This window comes from Streptomyces sp. MH60 (assembly GCF_002939385.1).
Taxonomy (GTDB): Bacteria; Actinomycetota; Actinomycetes; order Streptomycetales; family Streptomycetaceae; genus Streptomyces.
This window is the reverse complement of the sequence record NZ_MULI01000011.1, coordinates 21,437-40,904: the sequence shown is the minus strand read 5'-3', so window position 1 is coordinate 40,904 and position 19,468 is coordinate 21,437. Positions and strand designations below refer to the sequence as shown.

Sequence of the window (19,468 nt, the reverse complement as noted above, 5' to 3'; positions counted from 1 at the left end):
CATTTTGTTAGCCGTTGTAAGGCACTCCACCGCCACCCTGCTCCTGGAACAGGGCGTCGAACTCGTCGTCATCAAGGAACTCCTCGGCCACTCCCACATCGGCGTCACCGCCGGCGTCTACGCCCACGTCCGACTCCGCCTCCAGCGCGACGCCATCGACACGCTCGGCACCGCGCTCAACGGCCCGGCGATCACCGAGACGGCCGGCGCCGACGGCGACGAACCGCCACCCTGCGCCGCCTTCGTACGCTGACGTTGCCGTCAACTACTGCCGTCAAGGCCCGCTGAAGGCCCACCAGGGACCGCCTGATGCGCCTTCAGATTTGCACTTCTGATGTCCAGAAACCGAGCACTGCTACCTGAGCGTCACGTCTACACCGAATTCTCTCAGAACGTCCAGAGCGGACGCCGCCAGCGAGGCACCCATCCTTTCCTGCGCACCGGAAAAGTGTTCCCACACCAACTCAAACGGAGCACTAGCGTTCCGGGACGACGCAAGGCAATCAGCAAGCCCGTCAAGAGTGGATCCAAAGTATCCACCGGGACCATTAACCGCTTCACCAAGCGCGCAATAGAAGCTGCTTTCACCGGCGATCTGCCTGCCATCGATTACGTCGATTTCTCCAACGCCATACCTCTTAGCCGCATGTCCTGTTTCGAACCAAGAGTTCTGAACCACATGGAGCCAGCTATCGTGCGATTCGACGGGATACTCCACCCATTCCCCTTTTGTAAGGGGACTCCCCGAAGCCCATCGACGCCAGATCGCTCCCGCTGCAGCGTACGGGCAGGTATGGCCATAGAAGGTCGCAACAAAGCCACCCCGCCCGGGGCCTCCCCTGCCCTCGAACGTAGAGCGCAGCCCCACCCGCCCGATGTAATACGATCCGATCGACTTGCCGAGTGAGTTGACCACGCGCAGCTCCACGTCGGACAGGTCCTCGCCGAGGCGGACCGGTTCTCGCGCAGACCCGAAGATCAAGATGTCCTCTGACTGTGCGTGATCCGACTCCACAAAGAACCCGTTGATTTCATGCGCCGCGATGATGACTGTTCCGGACTCTTCTTCGATTAGGCGATAGAGCGGAATAACCGAACCGCTTTCACTCATCTCACACCTTCCCACTATCGACCAGGCGAATTCTAGCGGAGAGTCCGGAGAAGTCTGCCGACGACCTCTCCGGACTCCCCATTGCATTCACTTCTACCTACTACCACCCAGAGTCAGGGAAGTGAGGCGCTCTGAAGGGCTTGATCGTCTTGTAGTGGTCGTTCGTCCACCCCATCACCATCCGACCATCGGGCAGGGTCTTCGCTAGAATCCGAGCACTGTCACCCTTAGATCCGGGAACTCGATACTCCAAGGCACCCGCCCACCGCTTCTCGTGAGTCGCCTTGCCTTGGAATACCTTCTGCGCTCCCGTGGCAGGATCTGTCTGCGGAACGCCTCTCCCGGCCCTGATTTCGTCATAGGCATTGACGAAGTGCCTCGACATCCCCTGCGGAAGCGGATCCGACAGCTTCCCGGCAGGACAACCATTGCTGTTGTGAACGAGAACCGGCGTGGCCCCCGCCAGCACATAGTACGTGTGCAAGTCTTCGACTGTGAGGTTGTATGTCCGCGCGTGCTTGGTGTAGGCACGGTTGCTGATGACGCGGACGGTGGTGCCGTCAGGGGTCCTGAGGGTCGTGCCGGCGGCGAGGTTGCGGGCCTCGACCCAGGCTCCGATCTCTGGGACCCAGAACGGGTGTTCGTGTGTGGCGGTGAGCTTTTTGGGTCCGTTGGGTGTTTCGATGGTCAGTTCGTTGAAGTGCTTGTCGTCCTCGGTGATGATCAGGCGGGTGACCTTGCGGAGGCGGGTCTGCCCTGTTTCCGGGTCTGTGGCAACGACCTCGTCACCGACCTCAATTTTTTCGATTGCCTTGGTCTTGCCGTCGGCCATGAGGACTTCGGTGCCGGCAAGGAAGCACTTACATCCCGAGCTGAATTTTGCGAGCCACTTTTCGACGGCCTCCCTACCCTTTTTTACAACCGAATCAGGTACCAGTTTCGCTACCTTCGCGAAGGGAAGATCCGAGGCGATACCAAAGTAGTCCCAGCCGTCAGCCTTTCCGGAAATTGCCTTCTTCCATGCTTCCACGTCAGGGAAGACGAGACCGGAAATGAATTTGAGGGCGTTCTTCTGGGCTGTCAGGTTGTATGGCTTGATGAGGGTTGTTGTGCCCAGCGGCGGGTGGTAGCTGCCGGTTCGTGTGACGCTGTGGAGGTCACCCTCCGAGTCGTGGGTGTAAACAGATTGTTCGTGGCGGGTGGACCAGCCTCCGTCACTGCCGGGGACCACCCAGTCCCGGTAGACGCTGTCGCCGTCCTTGCAGCCTCTCCAGCAGTCGGTGACCGGCTTCATGCCGTCGGGGTCGCTGGTGCTGATGGGGCTGTTCTTGGCGTAGGCGTAGCCGTTCATCTGCAGCGGGTCCGTGATGTCCAGGAGCGGGTCCGCGCTGATGAAGCGGCCGTTGGCCTGGTCGTACTCGCGTGCGCCGATGTGGGTGAGGCCGGTGGCGGTGTCGTCGATGCCGGTGCCCAGGTAGCTGCGCCTGTCCGGCCAGGAGGTCGGCTGGGGGCCGCGGGCCTCGCCGAAGGGCTTGAAGGCCCGCCTGGTGACCGGCTGGTTGGCGGCCATCTGGATGGTGGTGTTGGCGGTACCCAGATGGTCGGCGAGTTGGATGTTGCGGGTGTGGCCGGTGCTGGTGCCGTTCGATGTGCGGACGACTGTCGGGGCGCCGGGGTGGACGTAGTTGCGGGTTGCCTTGGTGATCTTTCCCGTGCTGTCGGTGGTGAGTTCGCCGCCGGGAAGGTAGAGGGTGGAGCCTTCGCTGGAGTTCTCCAGGAGGCGTTGGCCGCCGGTGTCGTAGGTGTAGTTGACGGTGGTGGCGCCGGTGGTGACGGTGGCCGGCTTGTTCTCGGTGGTCCAGGTGAAGTTCTGGGTGTCGTTGGCGAGGTCGCGTTTGGTGGTGTTGCCGGCCAGGTCGTAGGTGTAGGAGCTGCCGGATCCGGTGGGGGTGGTGGAGACCCAGGCGAGGGTGTGCGGCTGGGTGGTGACCGGTTCGGTTGTGCCGTTTCCGGTGGTGGTGCCGTAGTTGGAGCGGTAGGTGATGTTCTTGGTGGGGTCGGTGACGTGGTGCTCGGTGAGGGTGGAGCGGTTGCCGATCCAGTCGTAGGTGAATGCCTGGCGGTAGGCGGTGGTGGAGGATGCCACGGTGCCGGTGGCCGGGGCGGCTGCTGCGAGCGTGCTGGTCAGCGAGGCGTCTGGGCTGGAGGTGTCGGCGTCCGCGTTCGGAGCGTCCGCGACGGGGCCGGGCGAGGCTGCGTAGTCGGTTCGGTAGCCGAAGGTGGCGCCGTTGGCGGTCTTGCAGCCGTTGCCCGTGCCGGTGGGGGCGATGTTGGAGGTCCAGGCGTGGACGAGTTCACCGAGGGCGTCGTAGGTGAAGCACTGTGTGTCCCAGGTGGAGCTTGCGGCTTCGCTCAGCTTGCGGGCGTGCGAGGTGATGGTGCCGGAGGCGTCGTAGGAGTAGTAGCTGTCGGTGATGCGGTGAGGTGAAGCGGTCTCGCGGTCGGCGACGGTGCGTTGGAGGCGTCCGGTGTGGGGGTCGATAAAGTTGGTGGTCCACACGCGATAGGGCTGGGAGCCAGAGACGGTGCGCAGGACTTCACCCAACGGGGAGTAGGTGACGTCAGCGGTATACCAGTCGGCGCCCGCTGTTGACTCGGGCAGGCCGTCCTCGTTGTAGCGGGTGACCACTTTCTCGGAGGAGATGCCGCCCTTGGCCGGGTAGGTCACCGAGAGGGGCTTGCCGGTCGGTGTGTAGCTGTAGGTGTAGCTATACGTGCCCGAGAGCCCGGTGGTCTTGGTGTTGGCGGGGATGGTGATGTCCCGCCCGGTGGGCTGGTAGTCGGTGGTGTAGCCGTTGATCCTGGTGACGTAGTCGCCGTCCGGCATGTGACGGGTCGAGGCGACCGGCATACCGAGGGCGCCGACAGCGTCGAAGGTGAAGGACTTGACTGGGTTGGCCGTGGCTGAACCCTCGCGGACGGCCGTCACTCGTCCGAGCGCGTCGTAGGTCGTGTGCAGGGATTTGCCGTTGGCGTCGACGGTGGTGAGGGGGCGGTCGGCGCCGTCGTACGCGGTCGTTTTGGTGGTACCGGTGTCCGGGTCGGTGGCCTCGACCACACGGCCGCGTACGTCGTACTTGTACGTCCACTTGTTGCCCGCCGGATCGGTGACTTCCGAGCGGTTGCCTCGGACGTCGTAGGCGTAGCGGGTCGACCGGGTGGTCGACTGGTCGGCGTCGGTGTACTGCTCGATCTCGGTGACCCGGCCGAGGGCGTCGGTGGTGGTCCAGGTGGACGGGGATGTGTTGCCCGGGGGGTCCACGTGCACGGTGTTCGGTCCGTACGAGGTGAAGGTCTCGTACTCGAAGTCACCGTCGTGGTAGGTCGCTTGCCGGACGGTGCGGCCCATGCCGTCGTACTGGGTCTTGACGTAGCTGGGGATGAGGGTCGTGGACCTGGGTTGGAAGAGGGTCGTGGTCGGCTGGTCCGCGGCGAGGTAGCCGTTGGTAACGATGCTGGCCCGGCCGTGGTCGTCGTAGGAGGTGTCGGTGATGATGCGACCGGGGCCGTGCGCCTCGTTCTGGGTCTGGACCGGGCGGAGCAGGCCGTCGTAAATGGTGACCGAGGAGGCGTAGCTGCCGTCGTCCCTGATCGTCTTGGTGGTGACGGCGGCAGGGCTGGTCCTTGAGGGGGTGGCGGTGGCCTGTTGGTAGCTGAATTGGACGTCGGGGGTCTGGGTCCCACCGGAGCGGGTCGGGGACCAGCCCTTGACCAGGCGGCCGAGGTCGTCGTACTCGTACCGGGTCACGCGGCCGTTGGGGTCGGTGACGGTGAGCGGGAGGGAGCGGCCGGGGTCGAAGGTGGTCGTGGTGGCATGCCCGAGGGCATTAATGGTCTTGAGGCCGGTGAGCGGGCCTCCGGTGTCGGCTGGTGTGTAGACGTTCTCGGTGGTTCCCTGACTGGGCCTGGTGACCTTGCGGATGCGGCCCAGCGGATCGTAGGTGGTGGTGGTGACGACGCTGTGTGCGTCGCCCTCGCCGTTGGATTCGGCGACGGTGGTGGGCAGGCCCTTGAGCGGCGTGGCGGCGTTGGTGAGGTTGTCGTAGCTGGTGCGGACCGATTTCAGCAGGTGCGTGGCGTAGTTCGCGCCGACGTATTGGGCGCAGGGAACGGCGATCGTCCGGCTCAGGGAGATCAGGCCGATCAGGTGTGCGTCGGTGTTGTGGACGTAGGTGTTGCGGGTGCATTCCTGCTCGGAGCGCGCTTCGCCGGTGCCGTCGGGCTTGACGACGAAGCTTTCGATCTCGGTGGCTAGTCCGTAGGTGTCGTCGACGGTGGTGAGGGTGCGCTTGGACTGCCATCCGTCGTCGAGGGACTGGATGTCATCGGTGCGTTTGATGCCGACGCGGTGGGCGAGGAGCGGTTCCATGGCAGAGCCGTCCTCCGCCTCCCGGGCGCGGGAGGCGGTCTGCTTGGACCAGGGGAAGTTCAGGGTGCGCCGAACGAGCTGCTTGCCCGAGTCCTTGTAGGTGAGGGCCTCGGCGACCTGGCCCGCGTACTGAGGGGCGTCGTCGCTGACCAGGGTGTATGTGCCGGTGGTGTCCTTGACCTCGCCGCCGGTGCCGAGGAAGTAGCGGGTTTCGGAGTACGACTGCGACTGCGGGTCGTCGTTGCCGGTCTTGCTCGAAGTGGTCTTGCTGCCCTTGGTGACGGACACCTGGCGGTAGCCCTGCCAGTCGCTGTACGTGCGCAGGGCGGGTCGCTGGAACTCGTCGTCGGACTTGGCCCAGGCGGGGCCGGTGTACCTGTACTTGGTGACGATCGGCAGACCGTGGTTGGTGACCTTGTCGGTCTCCACGACGGAGTCGACGACGTACTTGTTGAACCACTGCTTGGCGGGAGTCTTCTCGTCGCCGTCCGGGGACCAGCGGACGGGGTAGCAGGTTCCGTTCGCCTTGCCCTTGTCCTCGGACGGCGGGGTGGCGCAGCCTCCGGTGTATTCGACCTCGATGTCGGCGCCGGCCTCGGTGGCGACGGTGCCGATGCGGGGGCGGGTGAAGGCGGGGCGCTGGTCCTTGGGGCTGGTGCGGACGAGGTTGGGGAGCTGGCGGTCACGCAGCCGGGACTGGAGCGGAGAGGAGGAGCCGACGCGGTACTCGGCGAAGCTCACACCGTCCTTGGACTGGACGGTGCCGCTCGTGTCGCCGGGCCCGTATCCGGTGCGGGTGATCGAGTTGAGCCAGAGTCCTGGGGAGGTGTCGTACCAGTCGTCTGGGAAGGACTGGTGGAGGGCGTAGACGTCGACCTTGCCGAGGCCCGTCACGCCGGGGCGGGCACCAAGGGTGGTGACGGTGTCCAGGCGCATCTGTGTCCAGAAGGACGGGAAGCCGGGGCAGAGCTTGGACGTCGATTTGCAGTTGAGGTTGCCGGGGGTGTCCCACCAGGGGCGGTAGGCGCCCGGGTCGTCGGTCTTGGCGAAGTTCGCCGGGTCACAGGCGGTGGTGGACTTCAGGCAGCGCTGCTTGACGCCGAAGCTGACCTGCCCGGAGGGCTTGGACAGGTCGTCCGAGCGCATTCCGTAGTCGATGGTGGTGGGGTAGGCGAAGCGCTCGTAGGCTTCCGGGGTCTTGCGCTTGTCCCGGACGGCGTAATAGTTCGTCTCCTGCTTCCAGTTGACGACCATCACGTTGCCATGGACGTCGGCGACCTTGTCCAGGCCCCAGCGCCACGCCTGCTGCTTACCCGCTCCGCAGCGGGAGTCGGCGAAGGCGGTGGCATGGCAGGGTTCGCCGGGATGGTTACCGAAGACGGGGACCGTGGAGACCGAGTTGGTGTCGGCGTGGCCGTCGCCGACCTCGTGCCGGCCGAAGGTGTACACGGTCCCGTCGGTGCTGGTTACCTCCCAGTACTCGCCGTCGTTGTCGCCGTTCGCCGCTCCGGTCTTGAGTGTGACCCTGGTGCCGTCGTCGGACGCGGGCCGGTATGTGTTGGTGGTGCCGACGCGGACCAGCTCGGTGGTCCGGCCGGCGAGGGACATCACCGCGTTATGCGAGACCCAGCACAGGTCGGAAGTCTTGTCGGATTTGGCCGTGTTGTTGGGGGCGCCGGCATCCAGGGTCTTCCGGTCGTCCTTGCAGCTGCGGTAACGGCGCTCGATGTGGCCGGGGTTGTAGTCCCAGCCCTCACCGATCCACGAGCCTTGAGGGGAGGAGACGCCGGTGCGGCCGTCCACGGACTGCGAGTTGTAGGTGAGCGCGATCTTCGGCACGGGGCCGGCCGGGGGCGCTGGAACGGTCAGCGGGTAGGACCAGACGAAGGCGCCGGAACTGCCGGCATGCGACCAGGAGCCGCTCGAGGCGAGGGGCGTCGCCTTGAACGAGCCGCCGGGGCCGGCTCCGGAATCGACCGCACCGATCACGGTGGAGTCGCCGCTGCCTTCCGCGTTCAGGAGGCGGGAGCCGGCTGACTGCGCGGAGGTGCCTTCGGACGCCGCGGCAACGGTGTCGTCGGCGGCCGGGTCGACGGTCGCGGAGACCGTGTTGGTGGCCGGGTCGTTGACCGTCTCCAGTTCCGTGTATGCCTGGCACTCCTCGGCGTCGGGAGTGGTCAGGTAGCACGCGGGGAACTGGACCAGACGCAGGCGGGAGCCCCAGTCGGCGCCGTAGAGGTTCTCGAAGGTTCCGTAGTCCAGCGAGAGCGCGACCGGCACCGCCCCTGTGTCCGGCGGGTCGACGCGGATGACCGCACCGTCCACGCCCTGCGTGGTGACGTCGGTGCGGGCGTCCACGGTCACTCCCCACGCACCGGTGGGGGTGGGCTGCCCCTCGGCCGGGGCGAGCGTGACCGGGATCTGGTCCGCAGTCTGGGGCTCGACGGCGGCGGACAGGCTCCGTGCGGCACCGGACGGAAAGGTGACCGTTGCGGTGGACGCGGGAAGTGGAGTGGCGGTACCGGACGGTGCTTCTTGCCTGTCCTGCGGAACGTCGGTCTTCAGGCTCTCGACGTCCTGGTTGACCGGAGTGCCGTCGGCCGGAACGACTTTGTCGAGCGACTCGAGACGCAGGGCCTCGCGCCCCGGTTCGTTGACCGGCGGAACCGGCGGCACGGCCACCGATGTCGCGGGCAGCAGGCCGACGAGCACGGCGGCACCGGCTGCGGCGACGACGGCTCTGCGGACGCGCAGACTTCGAGACGAGCGAGTTCGACCGAACACGGAGGGTCCCCCCGGACCACTTGGAGCGGGGTCGGAGAGGGACCTCGCGCAGGACGAAACAGATCGGGCGAATTCTGTGAGAGGTCTGTGAAGAAACGCCAGACACTCGGGGTGTTAGTGATCATCGTCACGCCATGTATCGACAAAGTCACTCACAGAGTGCAGCAAGCAGGCCATATCGCTCTGAGAGGGTGTAGATCTCGCGGTAGGCATGAGTTCACGGAATGGCGCCTGATACCCACTCAAAGTGCCTTACATAGAGGGCATTTGATGCCGGTATGGGGACCTCGCTCGACTCCTTGCTCACCCGTCAGCCGGGCGGGGTGGCGCACCTGTACGAAGACAAGCCAGCCGGTCCGAGCCCCGGCCGTGTGAACTCACAGGGTGACGACAGACGGCTCATGAGTCATCATCAGCTCGCCCTGCCATGCCCGCGCCCCCGTACGGAACGGTCCGCTTCGCCATGGCCGGCCACATCGTTCCGGAGGAGCCCGCACACGTGGATCTGCGTGCCGGGCATGGGGAAGGGGACCTCTCACGATGCCAACCAGCCAGTTCCGTATGCCCGGACGGCGCACCCTGGTGTTCGCCCTCGCCGCGGCGGTCGCAGCGACCGGCATCGGTTATGCCGGGTTCGACGGCTCCGATGCACGACGGCCGGCCAAGCCTCAGCGGGCGAAGGCTGTCACGGAGAGCGCCGCCTTCGTCCAGGCCGCCCGCACGGGCAAGCAGGTCGAAGTCACGGCAGACCGCACCGAGTACTCGACCACTTGGGCCCGCCCCGACGGCCAGCTCGCCACCCGATTCCACGCCTCGCCGGTCCGAGTCCACAGGGACGGCGAATGGCGTGCGATCAACACGGATCTGCGGCGCAGCGAAGCCGGCTGGGAGACCACGGCCACCAGCACCCGGATGGTGTTCACCGCAGGCTCAGGCAAGCAGACCCCGGAGCGGGCCTCGCGAGCCGGGGTGCGGCGTGTGTCACTGGCAAAAGATGCTCCAACCGCGGCCGCAGCAGGAGCAAGCGATCTTGTCACGCTCTATGTGGGCGATGCCGGTGAGTACGCCATCCAGCTCACTTGGCCGGGCCCGGTCCCCGCTCCCGTCATCGACGGTTCTCGCGCCCTGTATCCGGAGATCTTCCCTGGCGCGGACCTGGTGCTCACCGCGGACAACGACGGCTTCGCCCAGCTCCTCGTCCTGAAGAACCGTGCGGCCGCAGCCAACCCGCTGGTGCAGCAGCTCTCCTACGGCATCACCTCCGAAGACCTGACCTTCCGCCTCGCCCCGCTCTCCGGCGTCCTGACGGCCGAGACCTTCTACGGCACCGAGGTGGCCAGCTCCGGCACCCCACTGATGTGGGACTCCACCGGCCAGCCCGCCGTCACCGACGGACAGGTCGGCGCCACGGCCCAGCCGACCGGCTCGGAGAGCCCCGAGCCCGGCAACTCGCAGTCCTGGACACCGGAGCCGGTACCGGCCGAAGAGGCGACGAACGACGCCGAGTCGGACGAGCAGACTGACCGGGAATCCGAAGCCCCCAGCCTGCCCACGCCCACCGACGGCCCCGAAGTCACACCGTCCGAGACCGCCACACCCACCGCCCCCGCCGAACCCACCCCCGCACCGTCACAGACGGGATCGGCAGCGACCCTTTCGCTACCGCTGCTCGACGGGCCGTCACCGGACTCCCTGGGCAACACCGTGGAGTCCGACCTCTCGGGCGACAACTGGGTGATCACCCCGGACCTGAACTTCCTCAACGATCCGGAGACGACCTACCCGGTCTTCGTCGACCCGTCCGTCACCAAACACATGGACAACTGGACGACCGCCTACAGCCGGCATCCCAACGCCACCTTCTACAACGGCAAGGGCTTCAACAAGGGCGGCACCCACGAGGCCCGGGTCGGCTTCGAGTCCGACACCTGGGGCACATCCCGCTCCTTCTTCAACATGAACTTCGACAAGAACCTCAAGGGAGCGAAGATCAGCAGCGCCAAGCTGCGCCTGCTGGAAACGTACTCCTGGTCCTGCAGCGCCCGGTCGATGAGCGTCCACGTCACCGGAGCGATCAGCAAGAAGACCAACTGGAAGAACGCCCCAAAACTGACCGACGGCAACAAACTGCAGACCCGTAGCTTCGCGCACGGCTACAAATCCGGCTGCCGCGACGCCTACGAGACCTTCGACGTGAAGAAGGCCGCACAGAACTACGCCGACCTCGGCCGCTCCAAAATCACCTTCGGGATGCGCGCCAGAGACGAGAAATCGCAATACGCCTGGAAGAAGTTCCAGGCCAACGGCGACAACGGCCCCGCACTCGAACTCGTCTACAACCGGCGCCCCTCGTCCCCCACCAACCTCGACTTGTCCCCCGACGCCAAGTGCACCACCACCGAACCGTACGTCCGGATGGGCGCAGGCAGTGTCACCTTCACTGCGCGAGGCAAGGACAAGGACAGCAACCTCGACTATCTGGACTTCGATCTCTGGCCCACCGGCAAGTGGGGCACCACCGGCGACGTGCTCGGCTCCACGGGCAAGGTGTCCACCGGCAGTGACGGCGGCGATGCCCTGCGCTCCACGCCCGCCTTCCCCACCAGCAAATTGACCAACGGCACCCTGTACTCCTGGCGGGTCCGCAGCATCGACGACAAGGGCGCCACCTCCGGCTACTCGCCGGCGAAGACGCCCTGCCGGTTCGTCCTGGACACCACCGCGCCCAAACGTCCCAAGGTCACCTCCACCGACTTCCCCGACGCCGACGGCTCGGAGAACGGCTTCGGAAACGACGCCGAGGACGCCAACTGGTCGAAGCTGAAGTTCGGTACGGCGGGCTCCTTCACCGTCTACGCCGGCTCCACCGACACCGTCCGCTTCGAATACTCCTTCAACGGTTCCAACTACAACTTCTCCAAGAGCCGTACCGCGGGAACCGCCGTCACCACCCCGACTACCATCACAGGAGCCAAACCCCCGACAGCCGGCCCCAACGTCCTCTACATCCGCGCTGTCGACGGGGCAGGCAACGCCTCCACCCCGGCCCTCTACTTCTTCTACGTCAGCCCGCGCGACGAAGCCGACAACGCCGGCGACTTCACGGGCGACGACCTCGCCGACCTCATGGTCGTGACTGCCGCGGGCAACCTCGCCCTCTACCCGTCCCAGGCCACACCCGACCTCGCCCGCGCCAGCGGAGACCTCGACTACTCCATGCCCGGCGCCTACCGCGCCAATCCCTCCAAGGACCCGAGCTCGGAGGACGGTCTGCCGCCGTTCGTCGCCGCACCCTCCGGCCACTTCAAGGGCTCCCTGATCACCCACAACGGTGACATCTACGGCGGTGACGGCCTCCAAGACCTCGTCGTCAGGGTCGGCGGGAAGCTGTGGGTCTACCCGGGCGACGGCTACGGCGCGGTGAACGTCGACAAGCGAAGAGAGATCATCCTTCCGGCAGGCGCCCCGTCGCCCGCGTCGATGGACCAGATCATGGCAGCCGGTGACATCACCGGTGACGGGAAGACCGACTTCCTCGCCCGTGCCGGCACGGAACTGTGGGCACTGGTCGGATACCACGGGGCCACGATCAGCAGCGCGACCCGGCTGACCTCGACTCTCTGGGACGCCCGGGACATCGTCACCGTCGGGGACGTATCCGGCGACGGAGTCGCCGACATGATCTACCGGTCCGACCCCGACGCCGCCCTCCGCCTCCGCAAGGGCATCGCCAACACCTCCGGCAACGGAGTCGACCTCAACTCGCTGGCCTCCGGAGCCAACTCCGCAGGCGGCGCGGACATCGCATACTCCGGCGGCGGCTGGTCCCGCGCCTCCATCCCACACATCCTCGGTACCCCCGACGTCACCGGCGACTCCGTCCCCGACGTCTGGACCGTCCGCTCGGACGGCTCGGTCCGGATATACGCCGGAAAACCCGACGTACTCCCCGGCGCAGGCTCCGAGATCATCACATCCCGCTCGTACTGGAAGGACCGCATCGCCATCGGATGACCCTCCGTCGCCGAGCGCCCGGACCGATTCCCTGAGATAACGGGTCCGGGCGCGCTGCGTGAGGAAGACCCAGGCACAGCTGAGGGCCGGCCCCCGGTGCTGCTCTGCATGACCCGGTCTCGCTGGGACGGGCGCACACCCTAGTCCCGTCGGTTGAGCGGGTGCGATCGCAAATCACGCACCCGAACGAGTTACAGGCACAAGGACCGCACGAGAAACCGACCACGTCGCACGCGCCAGCTGGTGGCATCTCACGGCGAAGCCGCAACGGAGTACTCGATTGCGGCTTCGCCGTTTCATCGATCCGCTGAGAAATCCCGCCAAGAGGACGGACCTCGTTGGGGCCTCGCGATATCACCCTCGTGTCACACCGCCATCACCAACTGGGCAGAACCGCTCGGGCCAAAAGGCCCTGACCTGCAATTCCATGCCCTTGCTGGACTGGCATAGACGCCCAGGACGGTTTCTACAACCTGTGCCATGTGGTGCCCAGTGAGGGACCGAGGATCAGGACCGGGGCCTCCTCTGGCCCGTCAAAGCGGTATTGCAGGGTGTTCGGTGGTGTCTCACTCACGCTCCCGACCTTCTCACGTATCACGGACGCCCCTGTAACGCGGGGGTACGGGAACCCGGTCTGACCAGGTGGAAGACCTCGCGGGCGGCGTATCGAACGAGAGTCGGATGATTGCGCTCATCCCCGGCCGCCCGGGCGACAGCCCGGACACCGCGGAGGCCCGAGCCTTCGGATCTCTGGCCATCAGCAGGCTCCGCAGCCGCTCGTTCAGGTGCACACACGACACCGCGCTGCGGCAACGCCGTAAGCGAGGCTTTCACCAGTGTGTGGGTCAAGTGCGTCCAGGGCCGCGATCCGGCACGGGGCGGCTGGTGTGAGACTACGAGCATGCTCATACAGTTCGTGACCGCCACCGGTGTGCTGGCGGTGCTGACCATGGTGCCCGGGCCGGACATGGCCGTCGTGACCAAGCGGGCCGTCTCCGCAGGCTGGCGGGACGGACTCCGGACCGTGGGCGGCATCACCGCGGGACTGCTGGTCTGGGGCGTGCTCACGGTGGCCGGCCTCGCCGCCGTTCTGTCCGCGTCCGCCACCGCGTACACGGTGGTCAAGCTGGCCGGGGCCGGCTACCTGCTCTTCCTCGGCGTCCAGGCACTTTTGCAGAGCCGTAGCAGTCGTTCTCGGACACCAGCGGCCGCCTCTGCCGCGCCGCGCGGCAACCCGTGGCGGACCGGCCTGGTGAGCAACGTTCTCAATCCCAAGATCGCCGTCTTCTACACGGGTCTGCTGCCGACGCTGGCCCCGACCGGACTGTCCCCGCACACCGGTATGGCCCTGCTGGTCCTGGTACACGCGGTGCTCACCGCGCTCTGGCTCGGCGGGTACGTCCTGCTGCTGGCCAAGGCGCGCGCCTTCTTCGAGAAGCCGGCCGTACGCCGGGCCATGGACCGTGTCACCGGGGTCGTACTGATCGGGTTCGGCCTGAAGGTAGCCACGACCCAGCCGTGAAAGAACGACTGCGGCCCCCGGGGCGGGCCGAGATCAGTGCTGTCTGCACCACTCCCGAAGTGCGTGGGCGAGGTCACGCCGCCCTCCTGGTCGGCGTGCTTGCCGCCCGCATCGAGGCACGCGGCGAGCGCCCCTTCCTGCAGGTGGCCGAGACGAACGCCGGCGCGATCGCGTTGTACGAACGCCTCGGCTTCAGAACCCGCAAGCAGGTGACCTTCCCACAAGGCGTCCGCCGGATGGCCGCGCACGCTCGCCGACTCAGGCGAGGTGCTCGCTGAAGAACTCGACCAGCTTGGCGACGGCAGGAGTCACGTACTGATCGCGGTCGTACAGATCGACGTGGGTGGCACCGTCGACGAGGAACAGCTCGGCGTTGCCGGGGCTGTCGGCGACGGCCTTCTCGGAGAACCCGCGGGTCACCGCCTCGGTGCCGGCGATCATCAGCAGCGGGCGGGGCGCGATCTTGGCGACGTCGGCGAAGGAGTCGAACTGGTCGAGGAGATCCGCGCTGCGCACGACCATGTCCCCGGTGGAGCGCGGGTGCCTGCCGCGGGGCGTCTTGTAGTAGTCGACGAACTCGGCCGTCGGAGCGGGGGTGTCGGCATCGGCCTTCTCCGGCAGCACGGCGAACGTTGCCGCAGGCTCGCCGGCGGCTTCCGCGCTGCGGAGGTTTCCGGAGTTCTCCACCATCTGCTGCCAGCCCTCGGGGTCGGCGTCGCGGAAGAAGCTGGGAACGTCGGTACCGGAGACGCCTGCCACGGCCTTCATGCGGTGGTCCGTCTGGGCGGCGTAGGGCACGTAGGCGCCCGAGCCGCACACGCCCATCACGCCGATACGGTCGGAGTCGACCTCGGGGCGCGTGGTGAGGTAGGAGACCGCCGCACGGAAGTCCTCAGCGCGCTGGAAGGGGTCCTCCAAGCCGCGGGGCAGGCCCTCGGACTCGCCCTGGAAGGCAGCGTCGAAGGTCAGGACCGCGAAGCCTTCCTCGACCAGGCGTGTTGCGTACGCCGCCGGCGCCTGCTCCTTGACTCCGGTCGTGGGGTGCCCGACGACGACCGCGGCGAGCGGGCCGTCAACGCCGTCGGGAAGGTAGAGGTGTCCTGCGAGCCGCAGGCCGTTGGTCGGGAAGCGGACGTCAGTCTTCATTTTCTGCTCCTGCGGGATCGTGGGTGGCCGGCGATCTGCGGGCCTGTATCCACTGTCCGGCCGGTGTGCGGGCGCAGGAAGGTCGCGCTGCTTCCTAGGAAGGATCTGTCCCAGGCAGAGCTTTTCCCTCGGTGCCATGCTGAAGGAGTGACTGGTAGCGCACATCTTCACGAGCTCGGTGAGTTCCTCAGACATCGCCGCGGCGAACTCACACCAGCGCAGGTGGGGCTCCCCGAGCGCACGCACACCCGGCGCCGTGTGCGGGGGCTGCGCCGCGAGGAGGTGGCTGAGCTCGCCGCGATCAGTACCGACTACTACGTACGCATCGAGCAGGGCCGACTGGCACCGTCGCCCCCGGTGCTGGAGTCCCTCTCGCGGGGGTTGCGGCTGGACGGCGACCAGAGGACGTACGTGGAGGGACTGGTCGGCCAGGCCGCACGGGCTGGGCACCGCAGGCCGCCGCGTCGGTCCGCCCGGCCCAAGGTGCACCCGCACCTGACCCGGCTGCTCGGCCAGCTCTCCCGTACGCCCGCTCTCGTCTTCGGCCCGCGGCTCGACATCCTGGCGTGGAACCCACTGGCGGCAGAGCTGCTGTGCGACTTCGGGGCTGTGCCCGAGTCCGAGCGCAACTACGTCCGCATGGTCTTCACCGACCCGGTGATGCGCGACATCTATCCGGAGTGGGAAGACGTGGCCCGCACATGCGTCGAGGTCCTGCGGATGGAAGCCGGAACGAATCCGACCGACCCAGCGCTCACCGCTCTCGTGGGCGAGCTGGCCGTCGCCGATCAGCAATTCCGGGTCTGGTGGGCCGAACACCGCGTCGCGCACCAGGACTTCGGCAGCAAACGCATTACCCACCCGCTCGCCGGCGAACTGACGCTCGACTGGGACACCTTCCGCTACGCCGGTGCACCAGAACAGCAACTCGTCCTCTGGTCGGCCGAACCCGGCACCGCAGACGCGGAACGACTGACCGGTCTGGCCCACGACATGGCCCCGAGTCCGTGACCGCCGTGAGCACCACTGCGAACGACATCTGCGAGGACCAGCGGACCGTCACCCAGCGGTATCGCAGGGTGTTCGGTGGTGTCTCACTCACGCTCCCGGCCTTCTCACGTATCACGGAAGCCCCCGAAGCGCGGGGGTGCGGGAAAGCGGTTCGACCAGGGCGTAGACCTGGCGGAGTCGTTGTCGAAAGGGTGGTCGGCGGCGTGGTGCGCCATGAGCCCGATGAGCCGGTCCAGACCGGTCCGGGGAAGGCATTTTCGCGGGTCCTCCCGGAGTGCCCGGAGAGGGCGAGGAGCGGGGCTGACGCCCCCTCGTCTCCGCCCTGAGGGCTGGAGTAATGCCTATTGATCGCCTTGTCGCACGGTGTATGCTCCGACGAATGATTTACGGCGGGGCTCCCCGCCGTCGACGCGCACCGCGCGCCCCGGCCGGAAGGAGGCGAGAGACATGGACCGTTGTGAAGTAGTTGCGGCCATAGTTGCCCCCGGCCGTGTGCCTTCGTTCCTCTGCGGCGCGCGGTAAGTCTCCAGTTCCTCCCCGCGGCATCTCCATGAGCCGCCCTCGCCTGTGCAGGTCGCAGGCCGCGCGCCCGTGAACGGGCCCCCTCCTCCCTGGTCGCCGTGATGTCGGCCTGCTCCGACGTCGCCCCAGTGGCACGCGGACGCCGGTCCCGCGTCAGGTCCTGCACCGACCAGTGGAACAGCAGCGCCACCGACCAACACGCGAGCAGCCCCCTCACGGGCCGGCCCGCCGGCTCGGCATGCCCTGGTGCCGCCCCTTCCCGCGAGCGGCAGGCACCGGATCGGCGTACCGCGATCAGCTCACCACCGAGGTGCGTCGACACGCGTAGGCATGCCCCCGGCCGGCGCAACGATCCGTGCCCGGCTGCCTCGACGGCACCCTGACTCTGACTCGAAATGTGATCACCATGAGCAAACAGCGTCGCCACGGGACATCCACCCACGACGGGACAACCGCCGACGGCGAGTCATCCGCCCCCTACACCCCCGACAGGTCCACGGGTGCCGGCCGGCCACAGGCGACGGCCCGCACCTCCGACACCCCCGCCACGGCGGCGCCCGACCCCAAGCGCTGGTGGGCACTGGTCGTCATCTCGCTCGCGCAGCTGATGGTGATCCTGGACGGGACCATCGTGAACATCGCGCTGCCCTCCGCTCAGCACGACCTGGGCATGTCGGACTCCGACCGGCCATGGGTGATCACCGCCTACACGCTGGCCTTCGGCGGGCTGCTGCTGCTCGGCGGCCGCGTTGCCGACCTGGTGGGCCGCAAGCGCACCTTCCTCGTCGGCCTGGTCGGCTTCGCGGCGGCCTCGGCGCTGGGCGGCGCGGCGGCCGATCCCGGGGTGCTGTTCGCGGCGCGTGCCCTGCAGGGCGTGTTCGGAGCCGTCCTGGCACCCTCGGCGCTGTCGCTGCTGACGACGACGTTCACCGATCCCGAGGAACGCGGCAAGGCGTTCGGGATCTACGGCGCGCTGGCCGGCGGCGGCAGCGCGTTCGGGCTCGTGGTGGGTGGTCTGCTGACCGAGTACCTGAACTGGCGCTGGTCCCTGTACGTCAACGTGCCGATCGCCTTGGTCGCGTTCTCCGGCGCCCTCGCCTTCCTGGATGACCGCCCCGGCCTTCCGGGCGTGCGCCTGGACGTAGGCGGCGCGCTGCTGGGCTGCGGCGGAATCGTCGCCGTCGTGTACGGCTTCAGCGAGGCCGAACCCCGGGGCTGGGCAAGCCCGCTGGTCCTCTCGCTGTTCGGGGGCGGCGTCGTCCTGCTCGTCGGCTTCGTGCGGTGGCAGAGCCGCGCGAGGAGTCCGCTGCTGCCTTTGCGGATCCTCAAGGACCGCGACCGGCTGGGGTCCTTCGCGACGATGGGCCTGGCCACCGTCGGCATGTTCGGCGTGTTCCTGTTCCTGACCTACTACTTGCAGGTCGTCCTCGGCTACTCGCCCGTGCGAACGGGCCTGGCGTTCCTGCCGATGTCGGCGGCGATCGTCGTCGGCGCGACGCGGCTCGCGGGCCGGCTGCTGCCGCGCACGGCGCCGCGCGTCCTGATGGTGTCCGGCATGCTGCTGGCGGCCGCGGGCATGGTGGTGCTGACCCGCCTGACCGTGCACTCCGGGTACGCCACCCACATCCTGCCCGCGCTGTTGGTGCTCGGCCTGGGCATGGGCCTGACGTTCATGCCGGTCTACGCGACGGCGACCGCCGGAGTGGCGCCGCAGGACTCGGGCGTCACGTCCGCGACCGTCACCACCTTCCAGCAGGTGGGCGGTTCCCTCGGCGTGGTGCTCCTGAACACCATCGCCGCGAGCGCCGCCGCCCGCTACGTCACCCAGCCACCGCGGGACCGGGCCCAGAAGGATCTGGTCGCCGCCGAAGGCATGGTGCACGGCTTCACCGTGGCGAGCTGGTGGTCGGCGGGCGCCCTGCTGCTCGCAGCCCTGGTGGCGGCCTGCGCGGTCACGGCCAAGGCACCGCAGCACGCTGAGCGCGAGACGAGGGCCTAGCCCAGCTCGGCCCCGTACCGACCTCTCGTCCGCTGTCTCACACCCCTTTCGTATCCCTCGACTCAACTCGACTCAAGTCGACGCGACGCGACGCGACTCGACTCCACTCGACTCATCTCACGCACCGAAGGAATCCACGTCATGAAGCCCCTGACCGAGCACGACATCCGCACCTCCTTCATCAATTGCTCCAAGGGTGAGGCCAAACGCCTCCCCCTGCCCAAGGACCTGGCGGACATCGACCACTGGAGCGATCTGGACTTCTTGGGCTGGCGCGATCTGTCCGCGCCCGCCCGCAGCTACCTCGTCACCGAGCGCGGCGGTGAGCTGGTCGGCGTGACCCTGCTCTCGTCGTCCACCACGCGCGGCTTCCTGCGCCGCAGCATGTGTTCGCTCTGCCTCACGACCCACCCCGGCGGCGGCGTCGCCCTGATGAGCGCCCGCAAGGCGGGAGCGGCCGGGCGCAACGGCAACTCGGTCGGCCTCTACATCTGTACCGACCTCGACTGTTCGCTCTACGTGCGCGACAAGAAGAAGCCCGCACCCGGCGGACGCATGGAGGAGTCCCTCACCGTCGAGCAGCAGATCGACCGCACCCGCGCCAACCTCGGGGCGTTCCTGGACCGGCTCTTGAGCTGAGCCCGTCCGTGCCGGGCCGCCTCACCGGGGCGGCCCGCCACGGGCTCGCGCTCTGCCGGGAGTCAAGCAGCAGACGGGCCGCCGCTCTCACCTCTCGGGCTCGTCGGCCATCCGTCCGCTTCCACGTGCCGCGGTCTCGCGCGGCCAGATGTGGGCCGCGTCGTGGGTGTGCACGGGGTGCCACCACACGTACTCCCGCAACGGCACGGCCTCGTACGGCGGCTCCATCACGCGCACGCCGGCGAGGGGCGCCAGGAGCCGGGCCAGGCGGGCCTTGACGAGGGACCGGGG

8 protein-coding genes and 3 pseudogenes are annotated in these 19,468 nt (G+C 67.5%); 7 read left to right on the top strand and 4 right to left on the bottom strand.

Features of this window, described 5'->3' with window-relative positions:
- Positions 1-16 precede the first annotated feature (16 nt).
- Positions 17-253: pseudogene (locus BZZ08_RS10535) on the top strand (tyrosine-type recombinase/integrase); the annotation flags it as partial.
- Positions 254-355: 102 nt separating this feature from the next.
- Here BZZ08_RS10535 and BZZ08_RS10530 read toward each other — a convergent pair.
- The gene (locus BZZ08_RS10530; protein ID WP_157953332.1) at positions 356-1,111 is read right to left on the bottom strand and encodes a barstar family protein; all 756 of its coding nucleotides are present in this window, start codon (positions 1,109-1,111) and stop codon (positions 356-358) included.
- 100 nt (positions 1,112-1,211) lie between these two features.
- Positions 1,212-8,324, bottom strand: a complete 7,113-nt coding sequence (locus tag BZZ08_RS10525; protein ID WP_104631905.1) for a polymorphic toxin-type HINT domain-containing protein — start codon at positions 8,322-8,324, stop codon at positions 1,212-1,214.
- 540 nt (positions 8,325-8,864) lie between these two features.
- Between BZZ08_RS10525 and BZZ08_RS10520 the strand changes: the two genes are divergently transcribed.
- The 3 genes and pseudogenes from BZZ08_RS10520 to BZZ08_RS39475 all read left to right on the top strand — a co-directional run.
- Positions 8,865-12,338 carry a DNRLRE domain-containing protein gene (locus tag BZZ08_RS10520; RefSeq protein WP_104631904.1) on the top strand — a complete coding sequence of 1,158 codons (3,474 nt, stop codon included), beginning with the start codon at positions 8,865-8,867 and terminating at the stop codon, positions 12,336-12,338.
- 901 nt (positions 12,339-13,239) lie between these two features.
- Complete coding sequence (locus BZZ08_RS39480) at positions 13,240-13,860, top strand: LysE family translocator (protein WP_241965432.1); 621 nt, start codon at positions 13,240-13,242, stop codon at positions 13,858-13,860.
- Positions 13,860-14,138 (top strand): annotated as a pseudogene (locus BZZ08_RS39475) (GNAT family N-acetyltransferase); the annotation flags it as partial. The gene BZZ08_RS39480 and the pseudogene BZZ08_RS39475, both read left to right, overlap by 1 nt.
- Here BZZ08_RS39475 and BZZ08_RS10505 read toward each other — a convergent pair.
- Positions 14,119-15,006: an alpha/beta hydrolase gene (locus tag BZZ08_RS10505; RefSeq protein WP_104631903.1), complete on the bottom strand. Its 888-nt coding sequence runs from the start codon at positions 15,004-15,006 to the stop codon at positions 14,119-14,121. The pseudogene BZZ08_RS39475 and the gene BZZ08_RS10505 overlap by 20 nt on opposite strands.
- Positions 15,007-15,153: 147 nt before the next feature.
- On the opposite strand from BZZ08_RS10505, the gene BZZ08_RS10500 reads away from it, so the two are divergent.
- The 3 genes from BZZ08_RS10500 (at position 15,154) to BZZ08_RS10490 (ending at position 19,177) form a co-directional block, all read left to right on the top strand.
- Positions 15,154-16,017: a helix-turn-helix domain-containing protein gene (locus BZZ08_RS10500; RefSeq protein ID WP_104631902.1), complete on the top strand. Its 864-nt coding sequence runs from the start codon at positions 15,154-15,156 to the stop codon at positions 16,015-16,017.
- A 928-nt stretch (positions 16,018-16,945) separates the two neighbouring features.
- The gene (locus tag BZZ08_RS10495; protein WP_104631901.1) at positions 16,946-18,538 is read left to right on the top strand and encodes an MFS transporter; all 1,593 of its coding nucleotides are present in this window, start codon (positions 16,946-16,948) and stop codon (positions 18,536-18,538) included.
- Positions 18,539-18,679: 141 nt separating this feature from the next.
- The gene (locus BZZ08_RS10490; protein WP_104631900.1) at positions 18,680-19,177 is read left to right on the top strand and encodes an FBP domain-containing protein; all 498 of its coding nucleotides are present in this window, start codon (positions 18,680-18,682) and stop codon (positions 19,175-19,177) included.
- Between the two features lie 87 nt (positions 19,178-19,264).
- Here BZZ08_RS10490 and BZZ08_RS10485 read toward each other — a convergent pair.
- Positions 19,265-19,462, bottom strand: a pseudogene (locus tag BZZ08_RS10485) (LysR family transcriptional regulator); the annotation flags it as partial.
- Between the last annotated feature and the right edge of the window lie 6 nt (positions 19,463-19,468).